Annotated in this window: 21 protein-coding genes; 15 read left to right on the forward strand and 6 right to left on the reverse strand. The window is 46.9% G+C overall.

Annotated elements, in window-relative coordinates; translation table 11 throughout:
* The first annotated feature begins 134 nt into the window (after nucleotides 1–134).
* From HNR77_RS02870 to HNR77_RS02880, 3 genes are all read left to right on the forward strand, one after another.
* The gene (locus tag HNR77_RS02870) at nucleotides 135–938 is read left to right on the forward strand and encodes a DNA-binding protein (protein ID WP_184180592.1); all 804 of its coding nucleotides are present in this window, start codon (nucleotides 135–137) and stop codon (nucleotides 936–938) included.
* 191 nt (nucleotides 939–1,129) lie between these two features.
* The gene (locus HNR77_RS02875) at nucleotides 1,130–2,269 is read left to right on the forward strand and encodes a WXG100 family type VII secretion target (protein WP_184180594.1); all 1,140 of its coding nucleotides are present in this window, start codon (nucleotides 1,130–1,132) and stop codon (nucleotides 2,267–2,269) included.
* Nucleotides 2,270–2,281: 12 nt separating this feature from the next.
* On the forward strand, nucleotides 2,282–2,830 hold the full coding sequence (locus HNR77_RS02880) for a hypothetical protein (protein WP_184180596.1): 549 nt from the start codon (nucleotides 2,282–2,284) through the stop codon (nucleotides 2,828–2,830).
* A 273-nt stretch (nucleotides 2,831–3,103) separates the two neighbouring features.
* On the opposite strand, the gene HNR77_RS02885 is transcribed toward HNR77_RS02880, so the two are convergent.
* Nucleotides 3,104–3,298, reverse strand: coding sequence for a hypothetical protein (locus HNR77_RS02885; RefSeq protein ID WP_184180598.1), 195 nt, complete (start codon nucleotides 3,296–3,298; stop codon nucleotides 3,104–3,106).
* Nucleotides 3,299–3,438: 140 nt separating this feature from the next.
* A complete protein-coding gene (locus HNR77_RS02890; protein ID WP_184180600.1) occupies nucleotides 3,439–3,966 on the reverse strand; it encodes an N-acetylmuramoyl-L-alanine amidase family protein in 528 nt (175 codons plus the stop codon).
* 353 nt (nucleotides 3,967–4,319) lie between these two features.
* On the opposite strand from HNR77_RS02890, the gene HNR77_RS02895 reads away from it, so the two are divergent.
* From HNR77_RS02895 to HNR77_RS02930, 8 genes are all read left to right on the forward strand, one after another.
* Nucleotides 4,320–4,664 (forward strand): sigma-70 family RNA polymerase sigma factor, encoded by a 345-nt coding sequence (locus HNR77_RS02895; RefSeq protein WP_184180602.1) that lies wholly within the window; start codon nucleotides 4,320–4,322, stop codon nucleotides 4,662–4,664.
* Nucleotides 4,610–4,828 (forward strand): helix-turn-helix domain-containing protein, encoded by a 219-nt coding sequence (locus HNR77_RS02900; protein ID WP_184180604.1) that lies wholly within the window; start codon nucleotides 4,610–4,612, stop codon nucleotides 4,826–4,828. Before HNR77_RS02895 ends, HNR77_RS02900 begins: the two co-directional genes overlap by 55 nt.
* A 492-nt stretch (nucleotides 4,829–5,320) precedes the next feature.
* Nucleotides 5,321–6,886 (forward strand): nickel ABC transporter substrate-binding protein, encoded by a 1,566-nt coding sequence (nikA, locus tag HNR77_RS02905; protein WP_184180606.1) that lies wholly within the window; start codon nucleotides 5,321–5,323, stop codon nucleotides 6,884–6,886.
* Nucleotides 6,886–7,833, forward strand: coding sequence for a nickel ABC transporter permease (nikB, locus tag HNR77_RS02910; RefSeq protein ID WP_184180608.1), 948 nt, complete (start codon nucleotides 6,886–6,888; stop codon nucleotides 7,831–7,833). The genes nikA and nikB overlap by 1 nt, the downstream gene beginning before the upstream one ends.
* Nucleotides 7,830–8,684, forward strand: a complete 855-nt coding sequence (nikC, locus tag HNR77_RS02915) for a nickel transporter permease (RefSeq protein WP_184180610.1) — start codon at nucleotides 7,830–7,832, stop codon at nucleotides 8,682–8,684. Before nikB ends, nikC begins: the two co-directional genes overlap by 4 nt.
* A complete protein-coding gene (locus HNR77_RS02920) occupies nucleotides 8,681–9,481 on the forward strand; it encodes an ABC transporter ATP-binding protein (RefSeq protein ID WP_184180612.1) in 801 nt (266 codons plus the stop codon). Before nikC ends, HNR77_RS02920 begins: the two co-directional genes overlap by 4 nt.
* Nucleotides 9,478–10,260 (forward strand): ABC transporter ATP-binding protein, encoded by a 783-nt coding sequence (locus HNR77_RS02925; protein WP_184180614.1) that lies wholly within the window; start codon nucleotides 9,478–9,480, stop codon nucleotides 10,258–10,260. The genes HNR77_RS02920 and HNR77_RS02925 overlap by 4 nt, the downstream gene beginning before the upstream one ends.
* Nucleotides 10,261–10,624: 364 nt before the next feature.
* A complete protein-coding gene (locus tag HNR77_RS02930) occupies nucleotides 10,625–12,130 on the forward strand; it encodes a malate:quinone oxidoreductase (RefSeq protein ID WP_184180616.1) in 1,506 nt (501 codons plus the stop codon).
* 96 nt (nucleotides 12,131–12,226) lie between these two features.
* Here the strand turns inward: HNR77_RS02930 and HNR77_RS02935 are convergent, their stop codons facing one another.
* Entirely contained in the window at nucleotides 12,227–15,382 is a 3,156-nt protein-coding gene (locus tag HNR77_RS02935) for a hybrid sensor histidine kinase/response regulator (protein ID WP_311768560.1), read from the reverse strand.
* A 153-nt stretch (nucleotides 15,383–15,535) separates the two neighbouring features.
* Between HNR77_RS02935 and HNR77_RS02940 the strand changes: the two genes are divergently transcribed.
* Entirely contained in the window at nucleotides 15,536–16,681 is a 1,146-nt protein-coding gene (locus HNR77_RS02940; protein WP_184180618.1) for a response regulator, read from the forward strand.
* 120 nt (nucleotides 16,682–16,801) lie between these two features.
* On the opposite strand, the gene HNR77_RS02945 is transcribed toward HNR77_RS02940, so the two are convergent.
* Nucleotides 16,802–17,881 carry a hypothetical protein gene (locus HNR77_RS02945; RefSeq protein ID WP_260410260.1) on the reverse strand — a complete coding sequence of 360 codons (1,080 nt, stop codon included), beginning with the start codon at nucleotides 17,879–17,881 and terminating at the stop codon, nucleotides 16,802–16,804.
* Nucleotides 17,882–18,398: 517 nt separating this feature from the next.
* On the opposite strand from HNR77_RS02945, the gene HNR77_RS02950 reads away from it, so the two are divergent.
* From HNR77_RS02950 to HNR77_RS02960, 3 genes are all read left to right on the forward strand, one after another.
* Complete coding sequence (locus tag HNR77_RS02950) at nucleotides 18,399–20,516, forward strand: TerD family protein (protein ID WP_184181259.1); 2,118 nt, start codon at nucleotides 18,399–18,401, stop codon at nucleotides 20,514–20,516.
* A gap of 144 nt (nucleotides 20,517–20,660) precedes the next feature.
* Complete coding sequence (locus HNR77_RS02955; RefSeq protein WP_184180622.1) at nucleotides 20,661–21,290, forward strand: hypothetical protein; 630 nt, start codon at nucleotides 20,661–20,663, stop codon at nucleotides 21,288–21,290.
* A gap of 102 nt (nucleotides 21,291–21,392) precedes the next feature.
* A complete protein-coding gene (locus tag HNR77_RS02960) occupies nucleotides 21,393–21,548 on the forward strand; it encodes a hypothetical protein (RefSeq protein ID WP_184180624.1) in 156 nt (51 codons plus the stop codon).
* A gap of 441 nt (nucleotides 21,549–21,989) precedes the next feature.
* Here the strand turns inward: HNR77_RS02960 and HNR77_RS02965 are convergent, their stop codons facing one another.
* On the reverse strand, nucleotides 21,990–23,645 hold the full coding sequence (locus tag HNR77_RS02965) for an extracellular solute-binding protein (RefSeq protein ID WP_311768561.1): 1,656 nt from the start codon (nucleotides 23,643–23,645) through the stop codon (nucleotides 21,990–21,992).
* 20 nt (nucleotides 23,646–23,665) lie between these two features.
* Entirely contained in the window at nucleotides 23,666–26,002 is a 2,337-nt protein-coding gene (locus HNR77_RS02970; protein WP_184180626.1) for an AraC family transcriptional regulator, read from the reverse strand.
* Between the last annotated feature and the right edge of the window lie 79 nt (nucleotides 26,003–26,081).

The following is a 26,081-nucleotide window of genomic DNA, read 5'->3' on the forward strand; positions in this document are numbered from 1 at the left end:
GTAGAAAAGTCAGGCTATAATATATAGCAATAATGGTTTTAATTACGTTTTTTAAGTAGTATAATTAGGGTTAACCATCACTCCTGAGAAGTCATCAATTTAACTTATCTTTACTACTAAGGGAGGCCACCTTTTTGCGACCATCGATTCTGAAATCGCTGAAACCGGACATTATCGTTGAGATGTTAGAGATGGCTGTGGCTTTTGAAAATTGGAACAAGGTGCTGGAAACGGCAGATGTACTGTACCAATGTGTGATGTGTATTCGTGAAGATCAGGTGGAAGATCGGGGGAAAGGAGCGCGTTTGCCTTCTATTGAAACGGAAAGACCGCTCGTTTATTACATAGGAAGAAGTTATACGATGCAGGGTGTGGCTTATCAGAGGATGGGGCAGATCGATCAGGCGCGAGCATGTATCTGTCGATATGCAAATTTGGAATGCATGGAAGAAATGGATGAAGCAGAGATGCAAATCGTACAGGAGTTTAAGCGCAAGGCTGAAGTAAACCGATATGCCCTTGAGATTGAGGCGGGACAGGTTGAGCTGCTGGAGCGGTATGTGAACCTTTTGCTGGAGTACCGAGAGGAAGGTTTGGCAGGATTGACTGTGATCACAGAGGCCGCGGTACGGCATGGGTGGCGGGTTGATTTTATCATACAGATGCTTGAGGAACAGGTTGATGGGTTAGATGAGGATTTTGGTTCGTCAAACAACGATCATTTGTATCGATATTATTATCAAAGAGCTTTATATGAGCAGTGGATGGGGAGATCGCAGGGAGCTGTGGAATATATTTTAAAGGCGATGCGTGTAGTGGACGGGCGGGGCGTGGAGAGGCATATGATCAGATGCATTGTGGTATTGGAATCGTTGCGTGAAGCCGCGACGGAGGAGCAGATTGAGCAGTATCGGGCGATTTTGGAGGGAATGAAGTAGGGGTGAGAACAGGGGGGTTAAAAAAGTAGGATATGCTTGGATTTGGGTATAAACATGTAGGACCATAGCACCGATGAGTCGCTTGATAAATGCCTCGTTGATGGCTCAATTCAGGATGTTAGCCGGATGATATTGCCATTAAACTTCTGCTAACATAGAGTAATCCTATTTCAAATGAGCGGAGAAAGCATATGAGTACAATCAAAGTGACTCCTAAACAATTACATCATGTGGCGCACCAGGTGGATCAGGCGAGACAACAATTGGAGCATATAAGGGAAAATCTCTCCAGGCAGATCATGTTCCTGCAAGAAATGTGGCAGGGTGTAACACAAGAGCGTTTCTATGATGATTTTGCGCGGTCACGTCCTGTATTGCAGAAGGCGCTTGAAGGCATGGTGTATACTTCCCAAGAGCTAAAGGATATTGCTACGCGTTTTGAAAATGCAGATGCTGAGAAGGGCACCCTTGGTAGCGTGGTCGGCGCTGTGGGTGCGACTTTGATGATGAAGAGTTCAACAAGCGATGCGGGTTCGGGAGATAAGGGCTACCAGATGAAGAAAGTCGATGTCTATGGTAGGTATGTGTGGGTACCCGTGAACGAGAACGGTCAGCTGGATTATACAGCCGTACAGGCTTATGAGAAGGACAAGGGGAATGTGAATATCGACCGGATGCAGGCAGGGCATGGGGAAGAGTCGGAGAAAGATATTTTTGACATGCAGATTAAAGCTTTGGAAAATAGAACCCATCCCTTCACAGGCGAGCCTGTGTCCGACAAGTATGCTCAAATCATGCTGACTTCTCTGAAGTTCAGTCAGATATTTATGGCTTTTCAGATGGTTCGTGGGAATATGCCAGGGCGTAAGGGGCCGTTTCATTTGCCGTCCTCTCATCCGGCTGTGACGAAGATGAAGAAGAATTTAGAGGAGACTAAGAACCAGAAGCCAGTAACAGAGAGAGAGGTAGCAGAAAAACCTGTAATTAAAGATCAACCTGTTCAATTGAGTCAAAATCTGATTGACCACGTTATTAATAGACATTCTGTTAATAGTACCAAACAACAACTCCCATTTCTTCAGAAGAAGATGTCAGATGATCAAATAAATGAAATGCTGAGCAGGAAATCCTTTTTTAATAAAGAGTGGTCTGATAAAAAAATAACAGATGCTTCGACAGTAGCGGTAAATCAATTGAAACAACAAGGAGTAAAAGATGGTTTGCATACAGTCACGGTGTTTGAGGAACCAATTAAAGTATTTATTCGGAATGATAATGTAGATTCAATATATGGTACACATAAATATAAAATTAGTGATTTAATAGACTAGGGGGCTCAAACGATGTTCAAGATTTCATTTAAAGCAATAGATGATTTGGATGCGATAAAGCAAATGTCTGCAGAGCAGTTTGATCAAGTAAAACAAGATATTGATGGCATGATTGAATTGGACTTCAACGGAAGCAAGTATGGTATGTTTTTTGATGATTGCCCATTCGGCAATGAAAGACTAATCAGATGGTTTGTTGACTTACTGACGGTGGCTCAAATGGTGAAAGTAAATCAGTATGTTGCTTATCGAATTCCTGATAGTGCTAATCTATGGCTAGAGTTTAAAGTGCATGGAGAAGAACTGCAAGTTAGTTTAGTGGAAGATACGGATCGTGAAGTTATTTTGGACTTGTTTATTACTGAACCGTTTGAGGAATTCAGATACTCAACATGGAGTGGGGTTACTATAGATTTGCATACCTTTGTTGAAGAAATCATAAGTAATACACATCATTTTCAGGATTTCATCTCCAATCTCAATGTTAAACTATTGAAAAGTGAGAATGTTACAAGAATGAATAAGAAGTTATCCGATATAGAGCAAGAGTCCTCAACTTAAAATGAGTTGACAGAGGGAATTTGCGATGCAACAAAATGGTTAGAAGCTACAGTGCGAGAATGATAGAATAAACTAAAATTCAGTGCTAATATTTCAACTCTGGATTTCTAGAAATAAAAGCGACAACGACCGATTAAACTCTGTTCAGAGTTTATCGATTGTTGTCGCTTTTTAACAAGTAAGAAGATTAGATAAATTAATTGATATTAAGCTATAAAAATTGGGACTCTTATACAGGCAGTACAAGCAAAATTGCCTTAACGTAAAGCTTACTCAATGCCCTTGCTCGTTGGTTGATATGTCTGTAATTTGTAAAATCCCCATAATGACTAGAAATACGGTCATTACAATAAGAGCAGAGCCAATCCAGAGCATTGTTTTTCTGTTTTGACTACTAATTTCCAGAGCTCGTCCACGAATAATAAAAATAATGCCTACGACCAGCAATACCGCACTTATTATAATCATCAACGTTCTCCCTCATAATTAATTTATAATTCTATCTGTTACACTAAATCTAAATCCGACTAAGATCATTATATTATAAGTTAGAACTTTAAAACACAGAAAAAGCGAAGCCGAAGCCTCGCTTTTTAATACGTTAATACTTAAAAATGCGTTTTGATTCCTTTAACAACAAAATCAGCCGTACTTGAGAGATCCTTGGTATTATCCAACCAACCTTCAATGATTTGTCCAATCTCAATTAATGTTTTTTGGCTCGCACGTGTTGTATCTCGCAGTACTGCAAAGTTTCCTTCGTGCGCTACTGTACCGTATTCTTTGGCAATGGCTTGTGCAAATGCCTTGGATGCTACTGTACCTTCTTGATAGAATGGACCGATTCTTCCTTTGTAAGTGTTGACATGAATACTGATTAAGGCCGATACAGCCGGCATATTCTGATTGATATAATTAACGCGTTTGTTAACATCATCATCAGCATTTGTCCCACCAAAATCTTTATCGGTAGTTCTAGTCATATATACCTTTGCACCTTCTGCTTCAAGCTTGTTCTTAAGGATATTACTAAAATTAAGAGTTACTGTTTTCTCTTTACGACTACCAGAAGTTACACCGTCATACTTACCACCATGTCCTGGATCGATAATAAAACTTTTCCCGCTTAAACTCATATAATTAACCACCTTTTGTTTATGATAAGACCTCTTGGCCAAGATTGCCTCTCACATATAAGGGGAATTTAAAATACTTTTATACAACCATATCATCTCTTTTAGGATCAAATTATTTAGAGTATAGAAAGATAAGGATACGTATATCTATTTCATAAGGTCTAAATTTATTTGAAATTACATTCTAGGATTCTATCTATAATTCTAGCAATTGGATTTTATAGCTTTCTAGATACATTGAACGATGTTATAATCAAACAGGAACAAGTGTTCTGTTTTTGGTTGTGATTTCAATTTTGTTTTTCCCTATATATAAGTAGAAAAAATCAAAATAGTAAAAGGGGGAGTGAAGAATGGAACAACCACAAACAATATACGAACGTTATAAGACAGAGGTATATCGTATTGGCTGGAGAGTACAGTATCGTGCTAAAAAAGTAAAACAACGCGAGTGTTCTATTAATGATATTGATTTACTTGGGGGGAACTTCACAACAAATTTGGAGAATAAAATTATAGTAGAACAACTCTTGGAGTCATTACCTCTTCAAGGCAAGACTATCTTAAATAAGGTTTACATTGAAGGTCATACTGAAGCAGAAGTTGCACAACATTTAAATATGAGTCAACAGGCGGTGAACAAATGGAAAAAAAAGATGCTCAAACAACTATTCCAGACAATGAATTCGCTGAACTAATTCTTGCAGCCAAAGCTCATGATTCTACAGCTATTATTAAATTGATTGAATTATTTGAAGATGATATTAAGCGCCTGAGTAAATTTATCTATTTACCTGATGAAGAAGCAGTTGCAGAAATAACAACAGAATTCTTGGAATTTGTTATGCAAGGAGAACTGTAAAATGATTAAGTTTACTTACGTAAAGAAATATTTAATACCCTTAGTCAGAACACTTTAAAAGAGGGCTCAGGCGAGGGTTCTTTTCAGAATACTATATTTTTTTTATGATCTGATACAAGATATAAGAGTAGCTTTTAAAATGTAGTTAGGAATAAATCACAAAATACATAATATCTTGTTGAGTATTTTTCAAATCGAAGGATTGTCACGTCGAGTGCAATAGTTTGGGCTAAGTAATTAAAAATATGTTTTACACACTGACATAATACTAGACAGTACGGACCCAGTTTTCAGCTTTATAAAAATAGTAATCACATCAGGGTAACATGAAGAATCCGCTCTCATCAGAGAGGCGGATTTTTTGCGTCCAATCACCAACATAACTCTTGTCAAAACGTAATCATTACGATAAGATAATAATCATTGTTTAAATAGTAATTGTTACGATTAATATTGAGGCTGATATTTATATGAAGAGAAAGGGGTATTACCTTGTTTAAGAAAAAGAAGCCTTTGCTGGCGATAATCTCCCTGGCCTTGAGTGCAGTTGTGCTGCTCAGTGCTTGTGGGACATCCACATCTGGTCCTGCCGCGCAGGATAACAAGAATAACACAGCCGAGAAAAACGTTCACTTCCTATATAACTTCTCCACTAGTTCACTTGATCCACATGTGGATTCAAGTTATGTACCGCTGCGTGCGGGTATTACGGAAACGCTGCTGCGTCTGGATGAGGACAATCTGACGGTTGCGCCATGGCTTGCCGAGAGCTGGGAGAGTAAAGATGGTCAGCACTGGACGATCAACCTGCGCGACAATGTGACGTTCCAGAATGGGAAACCGATGACGGGAGAAGCGGTTAAAGCATCGTTGGAGCGGGTACTGAAAGAGAACGTAGCCATCCAGAACACACTGAAGATCGATACGATCAGAGCCGATGGGAACAAGCTTGAGATTACAACCACTCAGCCTTTCCCGGAGTTTGCCTCCGAGCTGGTTAACCCGAACACGGCGGTTATTGACGTCAGTGAGCCGGACATCGTGAACAAGCCTGTCGGTACAGGGCCGTTCAAACTGACATCTTTTACACCAGGCAGCAAGCTGGAGCTGGAACGATATGATACATATTGGGACGGGGCCTCGCCGCTGGATTCCGTGACGTTTTCGTTTAATGAAGATGCCAATGCGCGTTCACTTGCCCTGAAATCTGGACAGGTCGATGTTGTCTACCGCCCGGAAGTGGAAAGCCTGGAATCCCTCAAAGCGATTGATGGGTTAAAAGTCGAGTCCACATCCACGTTCCGCGTGCATCAGTTAACGATGAATATGCAGCGGGAGAGCATCAAGGATGTGAATGTCCGCCGTGCACTGGATGCGTTGATTGATCGAAAAGGCATCGTCGATACGATTCTGCTTGGTTATGGTGAGCCTGCCATTGGTCCGTTCCTGCCATCGCTGCCGTTTGCACCTAAATATACACATACAGCAAAAGAAACGGGCCTGGATGCCGCTGTGAAATATCTTGGTGAAGCTGGCTATACCCAGCAGAACGGTGTGATGAGCAAAGACGGTAAACCACTCAAGCTGACACTGCTCACCTATTCGTCACGCGCGGATCTGCCACTGATCGCCCAGGTATTCCAGTCCGATGCGAAGAAAATTGGCATTGATGTGCAGATTCGCCAGATTGATACGCCGGAAGAGTACATGGCTTCCAATCGGGATTGGGATATCGCCACCTATAGTAATCTGACCGCTCCGCGTGGGGATGCTGGTTACTATTTGAATGCAACCTACCATCCAAAGGGTGCGCTGAACTTCAGTGGATCAGAGGACCCGGCCCTGACCAAGATCATCGACGAACTCAATCTTACGGTTGAACCGCAGAAACGCGCGGAACTGGCGGAAAAAGCAGCCAACTATGTACATGACAACGTGCTGAACTCCTTCGTTCTGCATCCGGCAACGATTGTTGCTTATAACGGTAAAAAGGTGAAGAATTGGGTTACTACGCGCAGTGAATATTACATGATTACGAACAAGCTGGATGTGATGTAATGTTTCGCATTTTGCTTCGCAAGTTTCTGGAGGTATTTGTATTCCTGCTTTTCATTATGTTTGTCAGTTTTCTGTTCGTTCGATTGGCTCCCGGTGATCCGGTATTGACCATTTTGAACGTTGAAGAACTATCCGTCAGCAAGGAGCAAGTCGAAGCGCTGCGGGAGGAAATGGGCTTCAATGACTCGCTTCCGGTGCAGTTTGGCCGCTGGCTGGTTGATTTTGTGAAAATGGATTTTGGGGTGTCCTACTCAACAGGCCAGCCGGTCATGCAGACGCTGATGCGTGCACTTCCGGCAACAGCAGAACTGACAATCGGTTCCCTGTTAGTTATGCTGATCGTGGCCATCCCGCTAGGCTCCTTATCGGCACTATATCGGGGCAGCTGGATCGATCAGGGCAGCCGCATCCTGTCCATCGCAGGTGCAGCAGTGCCCAGCTTCTGGCTGGGTCTGATCCTGATCGACCTGTTCGGGGTACGATTCGGCAGTTTACCAACGATGGGCCGGAGCGGCTTCACGTCACTTGTACTACCATCACTGACGCTGGGACTTGCCATCTCCAGCGTTTATGTGCGTCTGCTGCGTTCCAGTCTGCTGGACTCGCTGAGTCAGGAGTTTGTACGGTCTGCCCGGGCCAGAGGGCTGTCGGAGGGGCGTATCTTTTTTCTGCATGCATTCAGACACAGTCTGCCGCCAGTGATCACGGTATTTGGGGTCAGTCTGGGCAGCCTGATTGGCGGCGTTGTGGTGATTGAAGTGCTGTTTGCTTATCCGGGTATCGGCAAGCTGGTGGTCGATGCCATCCGCCAGCGCGATTATCCATTGATTCAGGGATACATCCTGATCATGGCCATTATCGTGTTCCTTGTAAATACGGTGGTTGACTTGTCGTACCGCTATTTGAATCCCGAGATGAAATTGAAGGAAAAGGAGGCCCTCCGATGAAAACAATGCCATTGCACATGCTGTCTGCCAAAACAAAAAAACACAGCTGGCAGGCCATCATCGGCATGCTTTTTGCACTGCTCGTTATCGCGGCCTCTCTCTATGCCTTTGTATATTTAAAACATGATCATACGCTTACCGACTTGCGCGGCAGGCTGCAGGCGATGAGTGCGCTCCACCCGCTCGGCACCGACCATTTGGGCCGTGATGTACTGACACGTCTGCTTCTCGGCGGCGGTCAGACGCTCGGGTACAGCCTGCTTGCGCTCGGCGCAGCATTGCTCATCGGTATTCCGTTTGGCCTGATCGCAGGCTACAAACGCGGCTGGATCGACAAGTTATTCATGCGTATTGCAGATGCGTTTCTTGCTTTTCCAGATACCATTGTTGCCATTGTGCTAAGCGGTCTGCTGGGAGCGGGCATCGGCAATCTGGTGCTGGCGATTGTTATCGTGAAATGGGTGAGCTACGCTCGTCTGGTTCGAAGTACAGTTCTATCCGAGTCGCAAAAGGACTACATCCGTGTGGCACGGACAAACGGGTTGTCCGATGCTCGGATCATGACCAAACATCTGCTGCCGCATATTGCAGGTCATGTGCTGGTGCTGGCGAGTCTGGATCTCGGCAAAATCATTCTGCTGATCTCATCCTTATCCTACATCGGACTCGGCGCACAGCCGCCAACACCCGAATGGGGAGCGATGCTGAACGACTCGCGTCCTTACTTCCAATCCAGACCTGAGCTGATGGTTTTCCCGGGTCTGGCTATTGTATCGGTTGTGCTGCTGGCAAATATGCTGGGCGACTACCTGAGAGACCGATTTGATGTGAAAAAGGAGGTGCAGTCATGATTCTCTCCATTGAGGAGCTGAGCATCTTCAGCCACGAGCGGACGATTGTGGACAGCGTGTCCCTTGCCGTCCGCGAGGGGGAATTCATGGCGCTCGTCGGGCAGAGCGGCAGTGGCAAAAGTCTGCTCTCGCAGGCCATCGGCCAATTGCTACCGCCTAATCTGCTCGCATCTGGACGTGTCCTGTTCGAGGGCAGCAATCTGCTCGAACGCAAGCCGAAGGAGATGCGTGCACTGCGTGGACGCGATATCTCGTATATTTTTCAGGACTATCAGGGAGCGTTCACCCCGTTCCGCAGTATTGGGGGGCATTTTGATGAATACCAGAAGGTGCATGGAGAGAAATCGGCATCTATCCGCAAAAAGCGTGCCGCAGAAGCGCTGGAGTCTGTTGGACTCCACCCGGAGTTGCTGCGTCGTTATCCGTTCCAGCTAAGCGGAGGTCAGTTGCAGCGGGCATCCATCGCAACCTCGCTGATGCTCTCGCCGCGGCTACTCATTGCTGACGAGGCCACAACAGCGCTGGATAGCATGTCCGCACATCGCGTGCTGGAGCTTCTGGCACGCAAACAGGCCGAGACGGGCTGCGCAATTCTGTTCATCACACATGATTGGCGGCACGTGCGACGATATGCGAACCGCTTGTCTGTTATGAAGGAAGGTCAGATTGTGGAATCAGGCGGCAAACATCGTATTCTGGATCATCCCCAGCATGAATATACACGCCAATTGATTGAAGCAGCTCCTGTGCTGAGTAACGAGTTAAAGTCCGGTTTGAAGGAGGTTGGTGCAGAGTGAGGAGCCAAGACAGCCAAGTTGTGTTGCGTGTGGAACAGCTCACCCGCACCTATGCTGGTGCGGAACACCCAGCCATCAACGACATCTCGTTCACCCTGAACCGTGGCGAATGCCTGGGTCTTGTCGGAGAGAGCGGCTGTGGCAAAAGCACACTGGCCCGTTGTCTGCTGCGCATCGAGGATGCAGATCACGGCTCCATCCAGCTTGGCGGGCATGACATAGCCCGGCTGGATGGACGCCGGTTGCGTCCTCACCGCCGCAGCATTCAAATCGTTTTCCAGAATCCTTCCGCCGCATTGAATCCGAAGCTCACCGTCGGTGCGTCCTTGATCGACCCCTATGAGCAGCTAGGCCGGGACGCCAAACTCGCGTATTTCACCTATACATCGAAGGAAGCCTATATCCGCCAGCTGCTAGAGGCGGTAGAGCTTCCGAGTGAACTGGCGAGCCGCTACCCACATGAATTAAGCGGCGGGCAGCGGCAGCGTGTTACGATTGCGCGAGCCATCGGCATAGAGCCGGATGTTGTCGTACTGGACGAGCCGACCGCCAGTCTGGACGTCATCTCACAGGGATCGATTCTGCAGCTCCTCACTGATCTGCGAACTTCACTCGGCTTGTCCTACCTGTTCATCTCGCATGATCTGGCAGCGGTGCACCGGATGAGTCAGCGAATTATGGTTATGCAGTCGGGACGCATTGTGGACCGCTTTGGCGCAGATGCGTTGTTCGCCGAGGAACGCCATCCGTATACGAAGGAGCTCATCTCGATATTTTGAGGACACAGCTTGTATACGTCTGCGGGCTGACTTCTTTCTATAATAAGAGCCGTGATGCGAGATTGATTGTGCATACGGCTCTTTCGGTTTTTTTTAACATATACAGAGTTCCTTCTTTGCTTTGAACAAATAAATCTTTCAGGCCTATAACCGGGCTAACGAACCGCGGCAAACTAGCGTATACTGAAGGAATAGCAAATATCTTGAAATTGCATATTTAAATTGCTCACTATTATTGATACACTAGTTCAAGGTTATATTCATTCAGACAAGGCGTAAACCCGTGAAAAGTGGGCTTGCAGCCAATGCCAAATCGATAACGCTTACATCCTTTTGGCAAATATAGGATATAAGGACGGTAAACATGAGCCAGGGACAAACGAGTACAGATGTAATCTTGATCGGTGCCGGAATTATGAGTGCAACTTTGGGAACTTTGCTGAAAGAATTGGCACCAGACTGGAATATTAAGGTTTTTGAGAAGCTAGCCACCGCAGGAGAAGAAAGCTCGAATGAGTGGAACAATGCCGGAACGGGGCATGCTGCGCTGTGCGAACTTAACTATACTGTTGAACGGCCGGACAAAACCGTAGATATTAGCAAAGCCATTAAGGTGAACGAGCAGTTCCAGGTTTCCAAGCAATTTTGGTCCTATCTGGTGAACAGTCGTCTGATTCGTAACCCGAGGGACTTCATTATGCCGATTCCCCATCTCAGTTATGTGCATGGAGAAAGCAATGTACAGTTTCTGAAAAGAAGATATGACACGTTGTCGAACCATCCGCTGTTCGCAGGCATGGATTTCTCGGACAACCGGGAAGAGCTGGCGAAGTGGATGCCGCTGATGATGAAAGACCGTACAAGCAACGAGCCGATTGCAGCAACCAAAATTGACTCCGGCACGGACGTTAACTTTGGTGCTTTAACGCGCATGCTGCTGAAACATTTACAGGAACAAAAGGTGGAAGTCCACTATAAACATAGCGTGAAAAGTTTGAAACGCAAGGGCGATAAATCATGGGAATTGACTGTGAAAAATTTGACGAGCGGAGCCGTTGAGCGCCACCGGGCGAAATTTGTGTTCATCGGTGCGGGCGGTGGAAGCCTGCACCTGCTTCAGAAATCGGGCATTCCGGAAGGCAAGCATATCGGGGGATTCCCGGTAAGCGGCATTTTCATGGTGTGCAAAAATCCGGAAGTCGTTGAGCAGCATCATGCCAAAGTATACGGTAAAGCTTCGGTAGGTGCACCGCCGATGTCGGTGCCGCATCTGGATACACGTTATATCGACAACCAGAAGTCACTGCTGTTTGGACCATTCGCCGGTTTCTCGCCTAAGTTCCTCAAGACCGGATCAAATGCAGACCTTATCGCATCCGTGAAGCTGCACAATCTGTTAACGATGCTGGCGGCAGGGGTGAAGGAGCTTTCCTTGACCAAGTATCTCATTCAACAGCTCATGTTAACGAAGGAGCAGCGTATGAAGGAGCTGCGCGATTTCGTGCCGAGCGCAAAAAGCGAGGATTGGGATATGGTGCTTGCGGGTCAGCGTGTTCAGGTCATCAAGGACACCGTTCAAGGTGGAAAAGGCACGCTGCAATTCGGAACCGAAGTCGTTACTGCGGCCGATGGCTCCATAGCGGCTCTGCTTGGTGCATCCCCGGGTGCTTCGACAGCCGTTCAGGTTATGCTGGAGATTCTGGAGCGCTGCTTCCCGCAGCATATGAAGGCATGGGAGCCAAAGATCAAAGAAATGATTCCTTCTTACGGCATCTCCCTTGCAGAGAATGTGGAGCTGCTGCGTGAGATCAACCTGTCTACAGCGAAGGCGCTGGGATTGTCCAATGAGAAGCAGACGCTGCATGTGTAATGGATAAAGTGCAACATAAAGCCAGAAAATAAAGCGAAAAAGCTGAGTCCGGATCAAGTCCAGGCTCAGCTTTTTGTGGTTTGTTTGCGCTCCAGATTAAAACGAATCAGAGTCTAATGGGTCAGGAATGAAAAAGGAAACCTTCGTCCCTTGTCCAGGAGAGCTGACAATTGTCAGACCTTGGCCATAGAGCTGATTCAAGCGCCGATGGGTGTTGGTTAAACCAATGCCTCCAGGCTCTAACGGACTGGGTTTAGGCCATGCCAAAGCCCGTTCAATCTGTTCCGGCTGCATGCCTGAGCCGTTATCTTCAATCTCGATCAGTGTACCGGCGGTTTGGGTGGCGATGCGTATCCATACCGTCCCACCTTCCACTTGGCTGAGGACACCATGGCGAACGGCATTCTCAATCAACGGCTGGATGGTGAGTGGAGGCAGCATCACATCGATGTCTTCCGGAATGTCCCAGACCACGGTGAGCCGTTCCGCGAATCGTTCCTTCTCAATGTAGAGATAGGCTTTCGAAAGGTCTATCTCATGGGTGATCTCCACCATTTTCTCCGAATTCACAAAATGGAAGCTGGTCTGCAAATATTCGATAAAGGCATCTCCCAGACGCTGCATCCGATCTGTGTCGATCTCACTGAGCATCATAATCGAATTGAGTGTGTTAAACAGGAAATGAGGCTGGATCTGTGCCTGCAAATAAGCGGCTTCCATGCGCAGTCTCTCATCAATGGACTGCTTCAACACAACCAATGAACCGATGCGATGTCTCAGCTCCACGGCATCAACAGGCTTCGTCACATAATCGGTAGCACCCGCCATGAACCCGGCATAAACATCAGCAGGTTCGTTTCGGGCTGTCAACAACAGGATGGGAAGCTCGGATACGGAGTAACGCTTGCGTACGCTCTCTGTCAGTTCATAACCGGACATATGAGGCATCATCACATCCGCGATTAATAAATCCCATGATTGCGAATTCAACAACTCAAGCGCTTCTAACGCTGAAGTTGCGGATTGTATTTCATAGGATTCACTCGATAACATTGAGATGAGCACGCGTAAGTTCACCGGATCATCGTCTACAGCGAGGATGCGGGCCGTGGCCGTGGCCTTCCCATGCAGGACAGGATGCTGTTGTTCACTCACACTCACAGCAACTTCCTCATCATGTTGAGTACCCCATTGCGGCGGCTCCGTCTGATCGGATATGGCCGATATGGCGGATGTTTCTTCTCGAGGCAGCGAGACTTGAAAAACAGATCCTTGTCCAAGCACCGACTGCACGGTGAGTTCACCGCCATGAAGCTCAGTGAGCTGTTTGCTGATACTTAGACCGAGTCCAATGCCTCCACTCAAACGCGCTTGAGCTGTCCCTTGCTCGTAGGGTTCGAATATCCGGGCTTGTAGCTCTTCGCTGATTCCGGTGCCTGTATCCGATACTTGCATGATGACGCTGTTTTTATCTGCTCTGACCGATACGGTAATGGCACCCTCATCTGTGAATTTGAGTGCATTATGCAGCAGATTGTACAGGATTTGAACAAGTCGTCTCTCATCCGCCTGAATAAGCGGTAATCCTTCAGGAGTATCCACGATGATCTGGACCCGCTTGCCTTCCGCCATAAAACGGAACATGCCAATGACGCCAGATATGACAGAGGCGAGGGATATCGGCTTTTTCTGCAGTGTGATGCGTTTTTCCCGCAGACGAATGACATCCAGAAGGTCATCAATCAATTGTGACATCTGCCTTCCAATATTCACGAGCAGCTTCATGTCCTCTGTATGTTGTCCTCCGGATTGACGCTGTTCGCGCACCGCAATACTTTCGGCAATGTTGATGATCCCATGCAGGGGAGTCCGCAATTCATGCGCTGTGTTCACCAGGAATTGATCCTTCTGCTGATCCTCCACTTTGAGCTGTTCATACAGTTCTTCAATTTCAGTGGAATTGCGGAAATATTTCCTGAACCAGTAGGCAGCAAAGCCAAATATGGCTGCAATGACATCAATCGGATAATATACATTGGTGATTTCATTGTGTGAATTCACGATGCCCCATAGCACACTGGAAAAACTGCTCATTGCTGCAAACAACAAAAAGCTTGCGTCACTTTGTTTTGCAGCCGCCATTTTGAAGAACAGGAACACAGACCAGCCAATGGCAAACAAATACAGGAAATCAGGGATCTGGGTATGAAGTGCTTGGTATACAAGCGTTACCGGAGCAATTATCAAAAATAATAGATATCCCCACACCACGCTTGCATAAGTGAGAAAGAGTTTACGCCCTTGAGTAGGATTCGCGAAGCTTCTCGCCAACATGAGAAGGAAAAGGGCAAACGATGAATAGGACATCGCTTTAGCTTTAACCATCCAGGTGAAATTTAAGGGCAGCCAGGTTAGTAGCAGACTGTCATGGTCAGATACAACCGTCAGGGCTGTTACCAGTGTTAATAAAGAAAAGGTGAGCAGCGCCCGCTGCTTTCGAATAAACAAAAACATGACAAAAGCATACAGGCTGTGCAGAAACAGTATGGCAAACGTGATTTTCTGCAAATCAATAGATAAACCTCGCTCACTGCCTATAGCTTCAGGAGAACCAAAGTACAGAGAACGCGTGATTCCTCCACTGAACGGGTCATCAAAATTGGCTACCTGCACAAGTAAAGTGAGTTCACTCGACTCGCCTGGGGTATAAGTAGTTACAAATGCAGTCCTTTCCGGTTGATAGGTATCGACATCGCTAGCCGGTTGACCGAATTTGGCAATAACCGTTCCGTTGATCTCGATGATGGATGAAGTCTGGATTTTCTGAGCCCATAGAGAGACTTCCTTTACCGAAGGATCCAGGAGTATGCGAAGCTGGTACGTTCCATATCCGAACGACGAAGTAGATCGTGATTGTAACGCATTACGCCAGTCGCCCGGCACTTGAATCCATGTTGAGGGCGTACCCGACCCCATAACGGAATACGTATTGGTATCCTCTCCGCCAGAGATCAATGCATCAGGGGTAAACCCCCATTCTCCATCAAGCGAAATCGGTGAAGCATCGGCAAGATCCCACCCGCGAAGGTCCAGCACCCCTCGAGCAGGTTCTGGATGATCGGGTATAGCAAAAGCGGTAGACCATATCCAGCGAAAGCTAAGTAGAACGGTTAAAAATATTAGCGACAACACGACATATCTAGGTATTTTCAAATAGGATAATGGTTTCATGGCAGATTTAGTTTTCGACACGTTTCACCCAACTCCTGCATCGTTGTGTTCAATCGGGGCCTTTTTTAATCTGAAATTTTAAACTGGATTAACAATTTGATAGCGTTCCCAGTCTTGAGTTTATGGTAAAATTATAGATTAAAGGATGATCAAGCGAGTCGGAGGGCTGTGCATATGAGAGTGATTTTGGTAGATGATGAAAATCTCGCTCTTAGCAGGTTAAATAAATTGTTAGTCGAGAGAGAGGATTGCGAGGTCATCGGTGCTTTTTTGAAGGCTGAAGAAGCGATAGAACAAATCAAGCAGCATCTGCCTGACCTGGTTTTCATGGACATTCATATGCCGGGAATGAACGGAATCGAGGCAACCGAACGAATTCACGAGGTTTCCCCGAGGACGGAAGTTATTTTTACAACAGCATATAACGAACATGCACTGACGGCCTATGGCCTGGAGGTGCTGGATTATATTATGAAGCCTGTAACGCGAAGCCGTTTGGATAAAACGATGAAGATGTATCAACGCAGAGCTGTACCTGCACACTTTAATGTGGCCGAAAATGAGGAAGAGGCAGGCATGCTGATCCGCTGCCTGGGCATGCTTCAGGTGCAGCTGCATCCGAATGAGCCGCCCAGACATTTGAAGTTCAGAACGACCAAAATTAGAGAGTTATTTGCGTATTTGCTCCATCATCGCAATAAATCGATTAAGCGAGACACACTGCTCGAACTGTTGTGGCCGGAATTGGATGAGAGGAAAGGCATAACCAATCTGCACAGTGGCATCCATCGTATACGCGGAATGATGAACGAATTTATGGGTGAAGACCGGATGTCGGTTCGCTATCAACAATTTGGTTATATTTTGGAAACCGGTGAATTCAGGATTGATGCGGAAGAGTGGGAGAGTCGTCTTAACCGATTGCCTGCATTATCACCATCCACGCTCGCTGCACATCGATATGTTTCGGATCAATATGAAGGGAAATATTTCGGTGAAGATGACTACGCGTGGGCAGAGTTGGAACGTCAACGTTTGCATGCGCTCTGGCAGAATCATGCATTGAAGCTTGCGAATTATTACATTGAATCGGGTCACCCCAATGAGGCCCTGATGTTGTATCATCAGATGCAGCAGTTTGATCCGATGCTGGAGGAAGTCAGCCTTTCTTTAATGAAGCTTTATGACCGGTTAGGCAATAAAGATCCGGTGATTGCTCAATACAATCAACTGGCAGCAGCATTACAACAAGATGCCGGTGTACGACCTGGTCATGAAGTGGAGTCATGGTATCAGGAATGGAAGAATAAAAATATGTGAGTAAAAGAGATGCTTATATGATTGCCTTCATTAAGGAAAATAGACAAGCCTTTGCTGACATTTGGGGTCAGCAAAGGCTTTTTCTTGTGCAAAAAAGTTGGGTAGTGTATTTATTTCTATTTACAGATACCACTGCTTGGCATCCTCATTGAAGAACCGCGTAACCTCCGGGTACTGGGCCAGATCAATCTGCTGCTTTTTCATCATTCTCTGAAGGAAGATGGTGTCTGTGAACATTTTGCTAAGGATAAAGCTGCATTCCTCCGGGGTATCTTGGAAAGCATGCACAACGCTCCGAATTTCTTCAAAATCAAAGAACAGTACGTACGAAGCGTAATTTTGCAGCAAAAGGGTAAAGCAGTGATCACGGTAGGATACAGGTTTCTCCAAAGAGTCCTCAGATGGAGCGTTGATCATACTATCGTTGGCATCACTATCGTCGTTCGTTTTAATATTTGTATGCATAGTGATACCTGCGAGCAGGTCTCTCATGATCTGGAACAGCGCAGCGGGATCATCCGCATACAGCTTCAGCATGTTATCAACGTCATTGATGAGATGAATGGCAGGTTCCAAACCTTTTTCAAGGGGCATGGTCAGCCTGTTTGATCGTCCCTCAAGGACGCGTAATAGCTCCAGGGTAAGATGTCTGCATGCTAGGATTTCTTTGGCGGAGATCACAATCTGTTCGCCGTATTTGTCTCGATGACTGGAGTAGTGATCATAATAAGCGGCGAAGTAATCCTTGAGAGGAATGCCGGTCTTTGTATGTATCAAATGCTGTGCCTGGAATGAGCAGGCGTGTAACGTTTCATCATTAACCGGGTGTGCGTAGAGGTAGAAAAAGAAGAAAAAATCACGCAGCTGCTGCTTCTGTCCATCATCTAACCGAGATATGTCGTGCAGATGGGACAGCTGGAGAAAGCTATAGTTTTTCATAAAATCATTCATGGCACTGTAGGTGTTGTATATATTAACAGACAGCGTGCTATTGATCGTAAATAACAGGTAGTACAGAATCATCTTATCATATACATCAAGTTGCTCATACTTTTCCACTAAAACGGGCTTCCAGTCCGGCTTTGATCCATAGTAGGGGTCTTTCGGGCGTAATTCGGTTATCCAGCCTGAGAAGGTTTCATCCGGGTGATCAGCAAAGAATAACGCCGCACTGTCATCCTCATATTGACCAAATGCCATCATCATATTCCTGTGTGTGGGTTCCAAGGGGAGGGAGAACTTAATACGAATATAATCATTATATAAAGTGTGGAGCTTCATTTTCAGATAACCTCATTTCAAATATAAGTATTGAATCCTATTCGACACCTGTTTGAACACTCCTTCCATATAAATCATGTCGTAATACTTTCGCCCTGCTCATGGATGCCAAAATCTGAGATGATGAGTTCACCAAAGGTTCGGGTTACGAACTTCGGAGCTTCGAATCCTTGGCCTTCAGGCTATGGCGATCCTTCCTTCTACACATCATTGGAGATTCCAGGGTCGCCGCTCTCCTGAAGATCTCAATTCAGAGAGGAGGGGTCCAGGCTATCATATTCCTTCCTTCTAAACCTAACCTTTCATGTTATATAGGGATATGGCTTTCCTGGACTCTTTGATCATGAACAACAAAAATAACGACAATATCATGAACAGTAACACGAACCATTTGAATACCAATGTCGATAAAAATCTGGATTACAGTAATATCAGAATGAACAGTATTTACGTCCGTAGAGCCAGAAAACTGATGATTCAACCGAACGAACAGCGGCAGCATCGACTGCCTGACCAAGTGCTGGCGACCGCGCTCAAAAATATAGAGTCTCTCGGATTTACCTTTTCGAGTGAACTGCTGCAGGCCATGCGGACACTGCCCCGGGAGCAGTTTGAAGCATTGTTTCAACAATTGATTCAAGACCTCAAAGTTATGGTAGGTGCTCATGTCAAGTACCAGCCGATGTACGTGGGCTTCCCCGAGCAGGTCATGGAAGAGCACGAAGCGGACCTGTACTTGAACGCTGTTTTTCATTATCTAACGCACCTTACGCTGGATGATTTCGAGCCTTCAGCCATGGCTGCTGGCATGCGGTCTCCTTTACTGGAGCAAACCAAGCTGAAAGTTATTGAACTGGGAAGCAAGCAAGCGTTCATGAAGCTGATCCGTCAGTTAATTGAAGCGAAGGGCTCCATTTCTGATACAGACAAGAAAGATATCAAACGTGTGCTCAAGCATGCTGATCCTAGTGATGTTGAGACTATACTGCCTGCAGAGATTCCCTTTAAGGAGAATGTCGGTTTTGTCGTTGCTGTGCTGTTGAAGTATGAGCTAGCGAGTATGGAACGAATCGGGTCCTATTTTAAAACGGCAAGCGATGTGCTCCGGCTGGCGGTATCCTGGTCGGAGGGGGACGTCAGTCTGGCAGCAGCCACGCCTTTTCGTAAATTCAAACGCCGTGAGCGCCGCCTGCTCCTCAGCTTGCTGGAGCAATGCGGCTCCATCACGGAGGATATGCTGCGCTACAAGGAGCGCTGGATTCGACTGGGGGAGATTCTGCACCCATCCGAATACAAGCTCAGGTATCCGCGCAGCCAGGCTGCTTTTGATATTCTGCGGAACAACAAGCCGTTTACCACCTTCAATGGCAGCGTGGAGCTGGCATTCCAGTACCGCAATATCTGGAGCCTCATCGACCTGCTGTCTCAGCGCCCGGGTGAGTTCGCGCGCAAGCTGGATCATATGCTGCGTATCACGGAGGATGAAGAATATGTATTGCTGGCCTTTGGCGAGGTAGCTGCACAGGTATCCACGCCCGTGTTGTTACAGGTGAGACAGCATTTTGCACAGCGGAATGAAGATGCCGATTTGCGGGTGTTTTTCCCTAAAGGCAATGTGGCGAAGGCTTTCGGTATCCCGAATGAGCTGCCTATGGTGGGCGAGGGGGTATGTCAGGAAGTGGTGCAGCTCTGCGAGCAGGCCTTGATCACACGATTTGCTGAATGCCCCCCACTTGGAAAGACGTATGTGGATGAACGGCTGCAGCATTATCTGGTTCCTTTTTCACAACGATCCGCAAGCAAAGCATTGCGAACCATTGTGCGAGGAAGCCGCATCCCGATGGGGGAAGGCGACACCATTCGTTTCTTCAGCTGGTGGAAAGAGGGCGAGGTGGATGGTACATCGACGGGACGTGTGGACATTGACCTTTCGGCGGTGATGTACGACAAGAACTGGAATTACGTTGAACATATCTCGTATACCAATCTGCGGTCTGTTAAATATAAGGCTGTCCACAGCGGGGATATTGTGACCGCGCCTTACGGGGCAAGCGAATTCATCGATTTGCATATGCCTTCCATTGTGAACTATGGCGGACGATATGTAGTGACAACACTTCTCTCCTTCACCAGCCATCCCTATTGCAACTTGCCGGAATGTTTTGCAGGCTGGATGATGCGCAAGAAGCCCGGCTCGGGCGAAATTTATGAGCCATCTACGGTAGAGAACAAAATTGATATTACCGCAGATACGCAGATTGCTATTCCTGTCATTCTGGATTTGGTGGAGCGTACCATCATCTGGACCGATCTGGCTCTGAAGAGATACCCGGACTACAACAACAATGTAGAGGGAAATCAGAAAGGCATCGTGCTGATGGGGAAAGCGATGACAACATTGCGCAAACCCGATCTGTATAACTTGTTCATGCTGCATGCCAAGGCGAGAGGTGAGCTGGTGGATACGAAGGAACAAGCCGATACCATCTATGCGGTCGATGAAGGTGTGACGCCGTATGATATCGAGCAGATTATGGCGGAGTATCTGGCCTGAGCGGTGCAGCGTGTAATGAATTGGGCCGAAGTGGTGTTGTGATGTGCTGGATGCATGTGAGCATGGGGAAAAAGAAAAAGCATAGAGCACATACTGACAAGAAGGAGCAGCCGTAAGGTTGCTCCTTTTTGGCTTGCTCAGAAGATGGAAAAATCATTGCAGGACTTGTTGCCACTCACTGTCTTCAAGGTTGTCAAATCCCGCAAAGCCCTCGAGATGAAAACGAAGGAATTGTTGATATCCATCTATTTTCAGGCGAACAGACATAATGCAGCGGGAACGAGTATAGAAGTTATGCTGCACTTTAAAGTTATGCATAACAAGCGAAAGTCACATACGGGTCTACCGGAAAGCTATTATCAGCATTCAGAGCTAAAATGGTATGAATTACTGGGGAAAGAGGCATTCGAGGATAGCCTTCTATCGATGATGGAGTACATTACACAGCACGAGATTCCATTATTCGAGCAGCTTATATCTGATCCTCAAGGTGTGATAGAGGCAAAATATAAGGAACATAAAGAATATGAGGAATATAAGAACTATGTAAAGTTAAAAGACAAAATACTCAGCCCTTATTTTTACTATCGCTACGGTACAGATGCACAATTTGAAAAGGCGAGACAACGATACGTTGCGAGTCTAAGTGAAGTGCAGAAACAGCAGTATGACGATGCCGTCATCAGGTTTCAAGCAGATGAGAGCAGTCCGATCCAGCGTGGAGAAGATTGGGCATATTTGACGGTGGCCAAGGCGAAGGGATATGAAATATGAACATATTCCTGTCATTCTCTCCGTGGTCGCCTGCTCGGATAGTTGTTTATCCACTTTATACGCAAAGTAATTAATCCGCAGACGTTCCCAAAAGCATGTTGCTTGGGCCGGGGTTTGTTTCGCTATGCTGCTGGTGATGTTGTTTCGCATGCTGCTGTTATTGGTGCCAAATTTGCTTGGCGCGTAAACGTCCATTACTCAGGCGTAGCAGTATTTACGCAGCAGTGGTGGCTGGACACAGGACAGTGCAGTGGCTAACGATCTCAGATGACGCTATTGGCAGCATTTTAGCCTGTTTGAAAATCTAACGATTCTGAGAAACGCTATTTGCGCATTTTGGGCGAAAAATCAGCGTTCGCGAGCAATTTTGGCAGAAATAGCGTCACTAGGAATCGTTACAATTCTCAACATTAGAAAATGAGCGAAATAAGGTCTCTGGGGATCGTTAGAATATGGAGAAGCCACGCCAGACTATTGTACTTCTCGAATTGATATGTCATTAGCCCTTCAACTTCCGCACAACCTACAAAGGCTGCCGCATGTCACTACTAATGCTGTACCCCCGTTCCACCGCCCCGCTTCCGCGCACCTAACCATTCACCCACCAACCCGTTACCACGCTCCTAACCATTTATCCACCGACCCATCCCACCTACCTACCTACATACCTAACCTGCCTACCACTTCTTCGCTCACGCTCTACTGCTTCAACGCATTGGCTTCCTTCACTACTTCTGCACCGCCCGCCGACATGAACTCCTGTACAAACTCATCAAATTCACTGAGCGGTCGCTCACCTGTAATAAAAGCAACATAGGCTTTGTTTTTTAAACGAATCAACGCATCGCCATACTTGGCCAGAGCGGGAGTAGCGACCTCCAGCGCATTGTATATGCCGTCCTGATCCAAGTGCAGTGTAGCCGCCCATTGTTCCCGTTCTCCCGTTTCCTTCAGCGGAACGGTCATGCCGATATTGGCCCCAATTGTATTCTGATACCCGAACATGGTATCATACGGCGGCATGATGACGATGTTTCGGGGCTCGGTTGGCGTCCAGACCCAGTGTTTATTTTGCATACCGTAGGACATGCTTGCCGCTTTGTCTGGATCAGGATTTGCACTAACCTCGTCCAGAATGCGCAGAATCATCTCCAGCTTGCCCGGTTCTTTATCCGCATCAGCGCCAATTGCTGTGAAGCTCATTAACATATCGTTCCCTTTGGAGCCACGTTGTCCGTGAGGTCCTGCAAAAGGCCTGCCCAATACGACCCGTGCACCGGAAAACTTGGCGGTTAGCTCTTTGACATTAAACGCAGCTTGCGCGGGACTTTTCACGACACGCCCTGCACGATCAACTCGCCAATCCTCATAATCTCCATCCTGAATCCAATGGTAGTAGTTGCCCATCGAGGTCATTCCGATTTTACCGTTGATAAATGCATGGGACAGATGTTTATAACCGCCTTTATTCTCACCCGTCACAAATTCAGGATCAATGACGCCGTCCTTATACCATTTACGCAGGTAGGCCAGAGCCTCCTTCATCTCAGGGTCCAGCGCACCGATCATTTTCTTACCATCCTTCGTTCCAAAGTACAGCTGATCGGCAAAAACAATCTGACCGAAAGCCCCAAACAGCACGTTCATGCCTTCACTGGACAAGCCATACGTATCCTGAATGCCATTGCCATCCGGATCATTGAAGGTAAAGGCATAGATGACCTTCTCGAATTCCGCCAGTGTCTGCGGAACGGGCAGGCCCAGCTTATCCAGCCAGTCCTGCCGATACACCACAGGGGTGCGATAAATGTTGGTAGGGTTAATTACAGGAATGCCATAATATTTACCTTCAATCACTCCAGCCTTTTCGTAGGCGGGGGCTTGTTCATGAATGATACGCATGAGATTCGGCGCATATTCATTCAGCGTCTCCACCGGAATTTCGGCCAGCACCCCCTGCTGCTGGTATTTCAATAGATCCTGCGGCTGCCGAATGCGAAACAGGTCAGGAATGCTGCCTTGAGCCAGCTTCATATCGAGAAGCGACTCGTATTTATTGTTTTCCATATTCCAGATGTCCAGCTTTACACCGAACTGTTCTTCCACCTGCTTCAACATCTCGGCATCTTGCGGGACAGGCAGATTCTGATGCATCGTCCAGGAGATATGGTATTTGGCTTTTTCCGTAAGAGAGGATGCCGTGCTCGTGCTGCCTTCCTGCGATTCGACGATGGCGCTGGGTCCGCTCAGCAGATTACATCCACCGAGAACAACGCTCATCATTGTCAGCAGTGCTGTAGTAAGGAACATGCGATAGCGGTAAGCAGCCTTCAGCTGCTGTTCCTTCATTGTCATGCCGCCCATCCTCCTTATGCTCATGATCTGGCCTCTGATACTGCTGTGGAAGAGAGACTACGTACATAGCTGCCTGGTGTGCAGCCGTACATTTCCTTGAATCGTTTAATAAAATAGGCCGTTGTTCCGTACCCGACCGAGCTTGCAACCCGGTCTATCGTCATGTTGTGATTTTCGATCAGTCGCTTAGCCTGCTCCATCCGCCGGGATGTTACATAATCGGTATAGGTTATTCCCATCTCTTCTTTAAAAAGCTTGCTCAAATATTTGGGGCTGAGGAATACTTTGCTGCCAACTGCCTCAAGTGAGAGGTCTTCGGACAGGTTATCCTCAATATATTGCTTCGCCAGCTCAATCGTCGAGATGGCCCGGTCACTGTTGCGATTCTCGGTTTCCTCCATAAATGTAGTGATGGATTCGGTCAGCCATCTACGATATGCCAGAATATCATGCATATTTGTATATTCATGGTACAGGTCGGGATGCCCGAACTGCAGCGGGTGTTTGTAGCGTACGTTTTTGGCTACATCAGAATAGATAAATACCATATTGGAGAGGATGAAATGGCAATAATCGGCAGGGGACTGCCCTGTCCGCATATGTTCAATCACCTGCTCTATAGTGTTAGTGGCTTCGCCAAGCTGCCTGCTCTGAAGCTTGTCTCTGAACCTTGCAAGCAGATGCTGCGGTATCTCTTCCAGGCTGTGTTCCCGCTCAAGCAGGGAATGATCCTTCAGAATGGCCAGCTCAGGCAGGAAATACGCATATTTCATGAGTGTCTGTGCTTCGTTGAAGCTGAGGTGAATCTCTCTCAGGTCCTTGACCCAGCAACCTGTAGACAGCTGAATGTCCGGCTGCAGCTGCTGCCGTGTCTCCGCGAGAAGCAGTTGTGAGAACTTGTCCAATAATGCTTCTGAAGCTGCGTCGGTACAGAGAATAACTGCGAGTCTCTTGTCCGGAAGTTCTTCCACAATCAGGCGGCTATCTTGCAGCGAGAGGCATTCCAGCCCATGCATTAATCTGGCAATGGCTTCAGGTGTTGCGGCCGGGCCTTTCTCAACAGGAGCCCCTGTATTCATCAGCATACAGCAGTAATCAGCGTACAGTCTGGCGATTCCGAGAGCGGCTCGTTCCTCTTTCCAGGGGCGTTGCTCCGGGTTACCCTGCAACAGGTTAAGCACTGCTTTGTGCCGAACCGCCGGGCTGTTCGCCATCATCGTCTCTTCAAGGTTATTCACCTTATCTTTGAGATGAAGAAATGCGTTGGCGATCAGGCGGAATTCATTCGTTGCCTCATTTGGCGTGCCAACAGAAAGGTCCTTGATTCGACCAACCAGACGTTTAATTGGACTGTAGTTAGCCCGGACAAGCACTGCGGATAAGATCAGTCCAATACACAGCGCGGCTAAACAAATCCCGAGAATAAGCTTCTGGATCAGTATGGACTGTTCATAATAGTAGCTGGACGGGGTTGCGCTGTAGATGGTCCACCCGGTGGAGGGCAGCGTCTGATAGGATACAACATAAGGTGCATCGCCAATCTTCTCATCAAAGCTGCCTTTGGCATGCCCCAGATCAAGCACCTTGCCAAGGCTTGCTGCGTATATATCGGCATTGCCTGAGCTTTGCTCCTGCAACCTGCTGACTGCATGTCCAGCCGCGTTCACAATCACGGTATGCTGATACCGGGAAGGCATCATATTTTCAACAATCGTATTTACGGCATCTTCCTTTACATCAATAGCAATGATGACATCACTGGTTTCCCCTGTAGAGCGGAAAGGGTAGCTGTGTGCATACGTAAACAAGCCATTGGTATTCTCGCTCGTCTGAGTGGAGAAGATATCCTTTGGAATTTGGCGTGCCGGCGTCCAGAGACTGTTATGTTTGCTGGTTCGCATCTCCTGAAGCCAGTCCGCATAAAAGACAGACCCCTCGCTCTGATCAGCATTATAACGCAGCCCATAGAGAGAAGAGAGCATAATATTGCGTGCTGGATAATAGAGATGAATGCCTTGAACGATATCGGTGTTAGCAGCCACTTTGGCTTTAAGCAGCTCCTGCAGGTCCAACACCTGATTTAAACCATTCCGATCGGCCTGGTCTGCAAAAAGGCGAATGTCCGCTGATTTATCCAGAGACAGGTCAACATATAGCTGCTGCACGCGTTTTAATACGGTTCCTTCAATCGTGCGTGCTGTATTTTCAAGAATCAGTTGATTCTTATTTCTTAATTCTTCATTGTAGCTGCGTGAGAAATAGATATAGAAAAATGAGCAGATCAGCAGCACAATTACGATGACGATTGAACCATAGGAAAGGGCTAGTCCAGCCCATGCGGAGCTCCATTTTTTCATCATGTATTCCTCCCGGCCCAAATTATACACTACTCGATTTCAGTAAGGTTCACGATTTATATTAACTTAGTGTAAAATG

Source organism: Paenibacillus sp. JGP012, assembly GCF_014203995.1.
In the GTDB taxonomy this organism is placed as follows: Bacteria; Bacillota; Bacilli; order Paenibacillales; family Paenibacillaceae; genus Paenibacillus; species Paenibacillus silvae.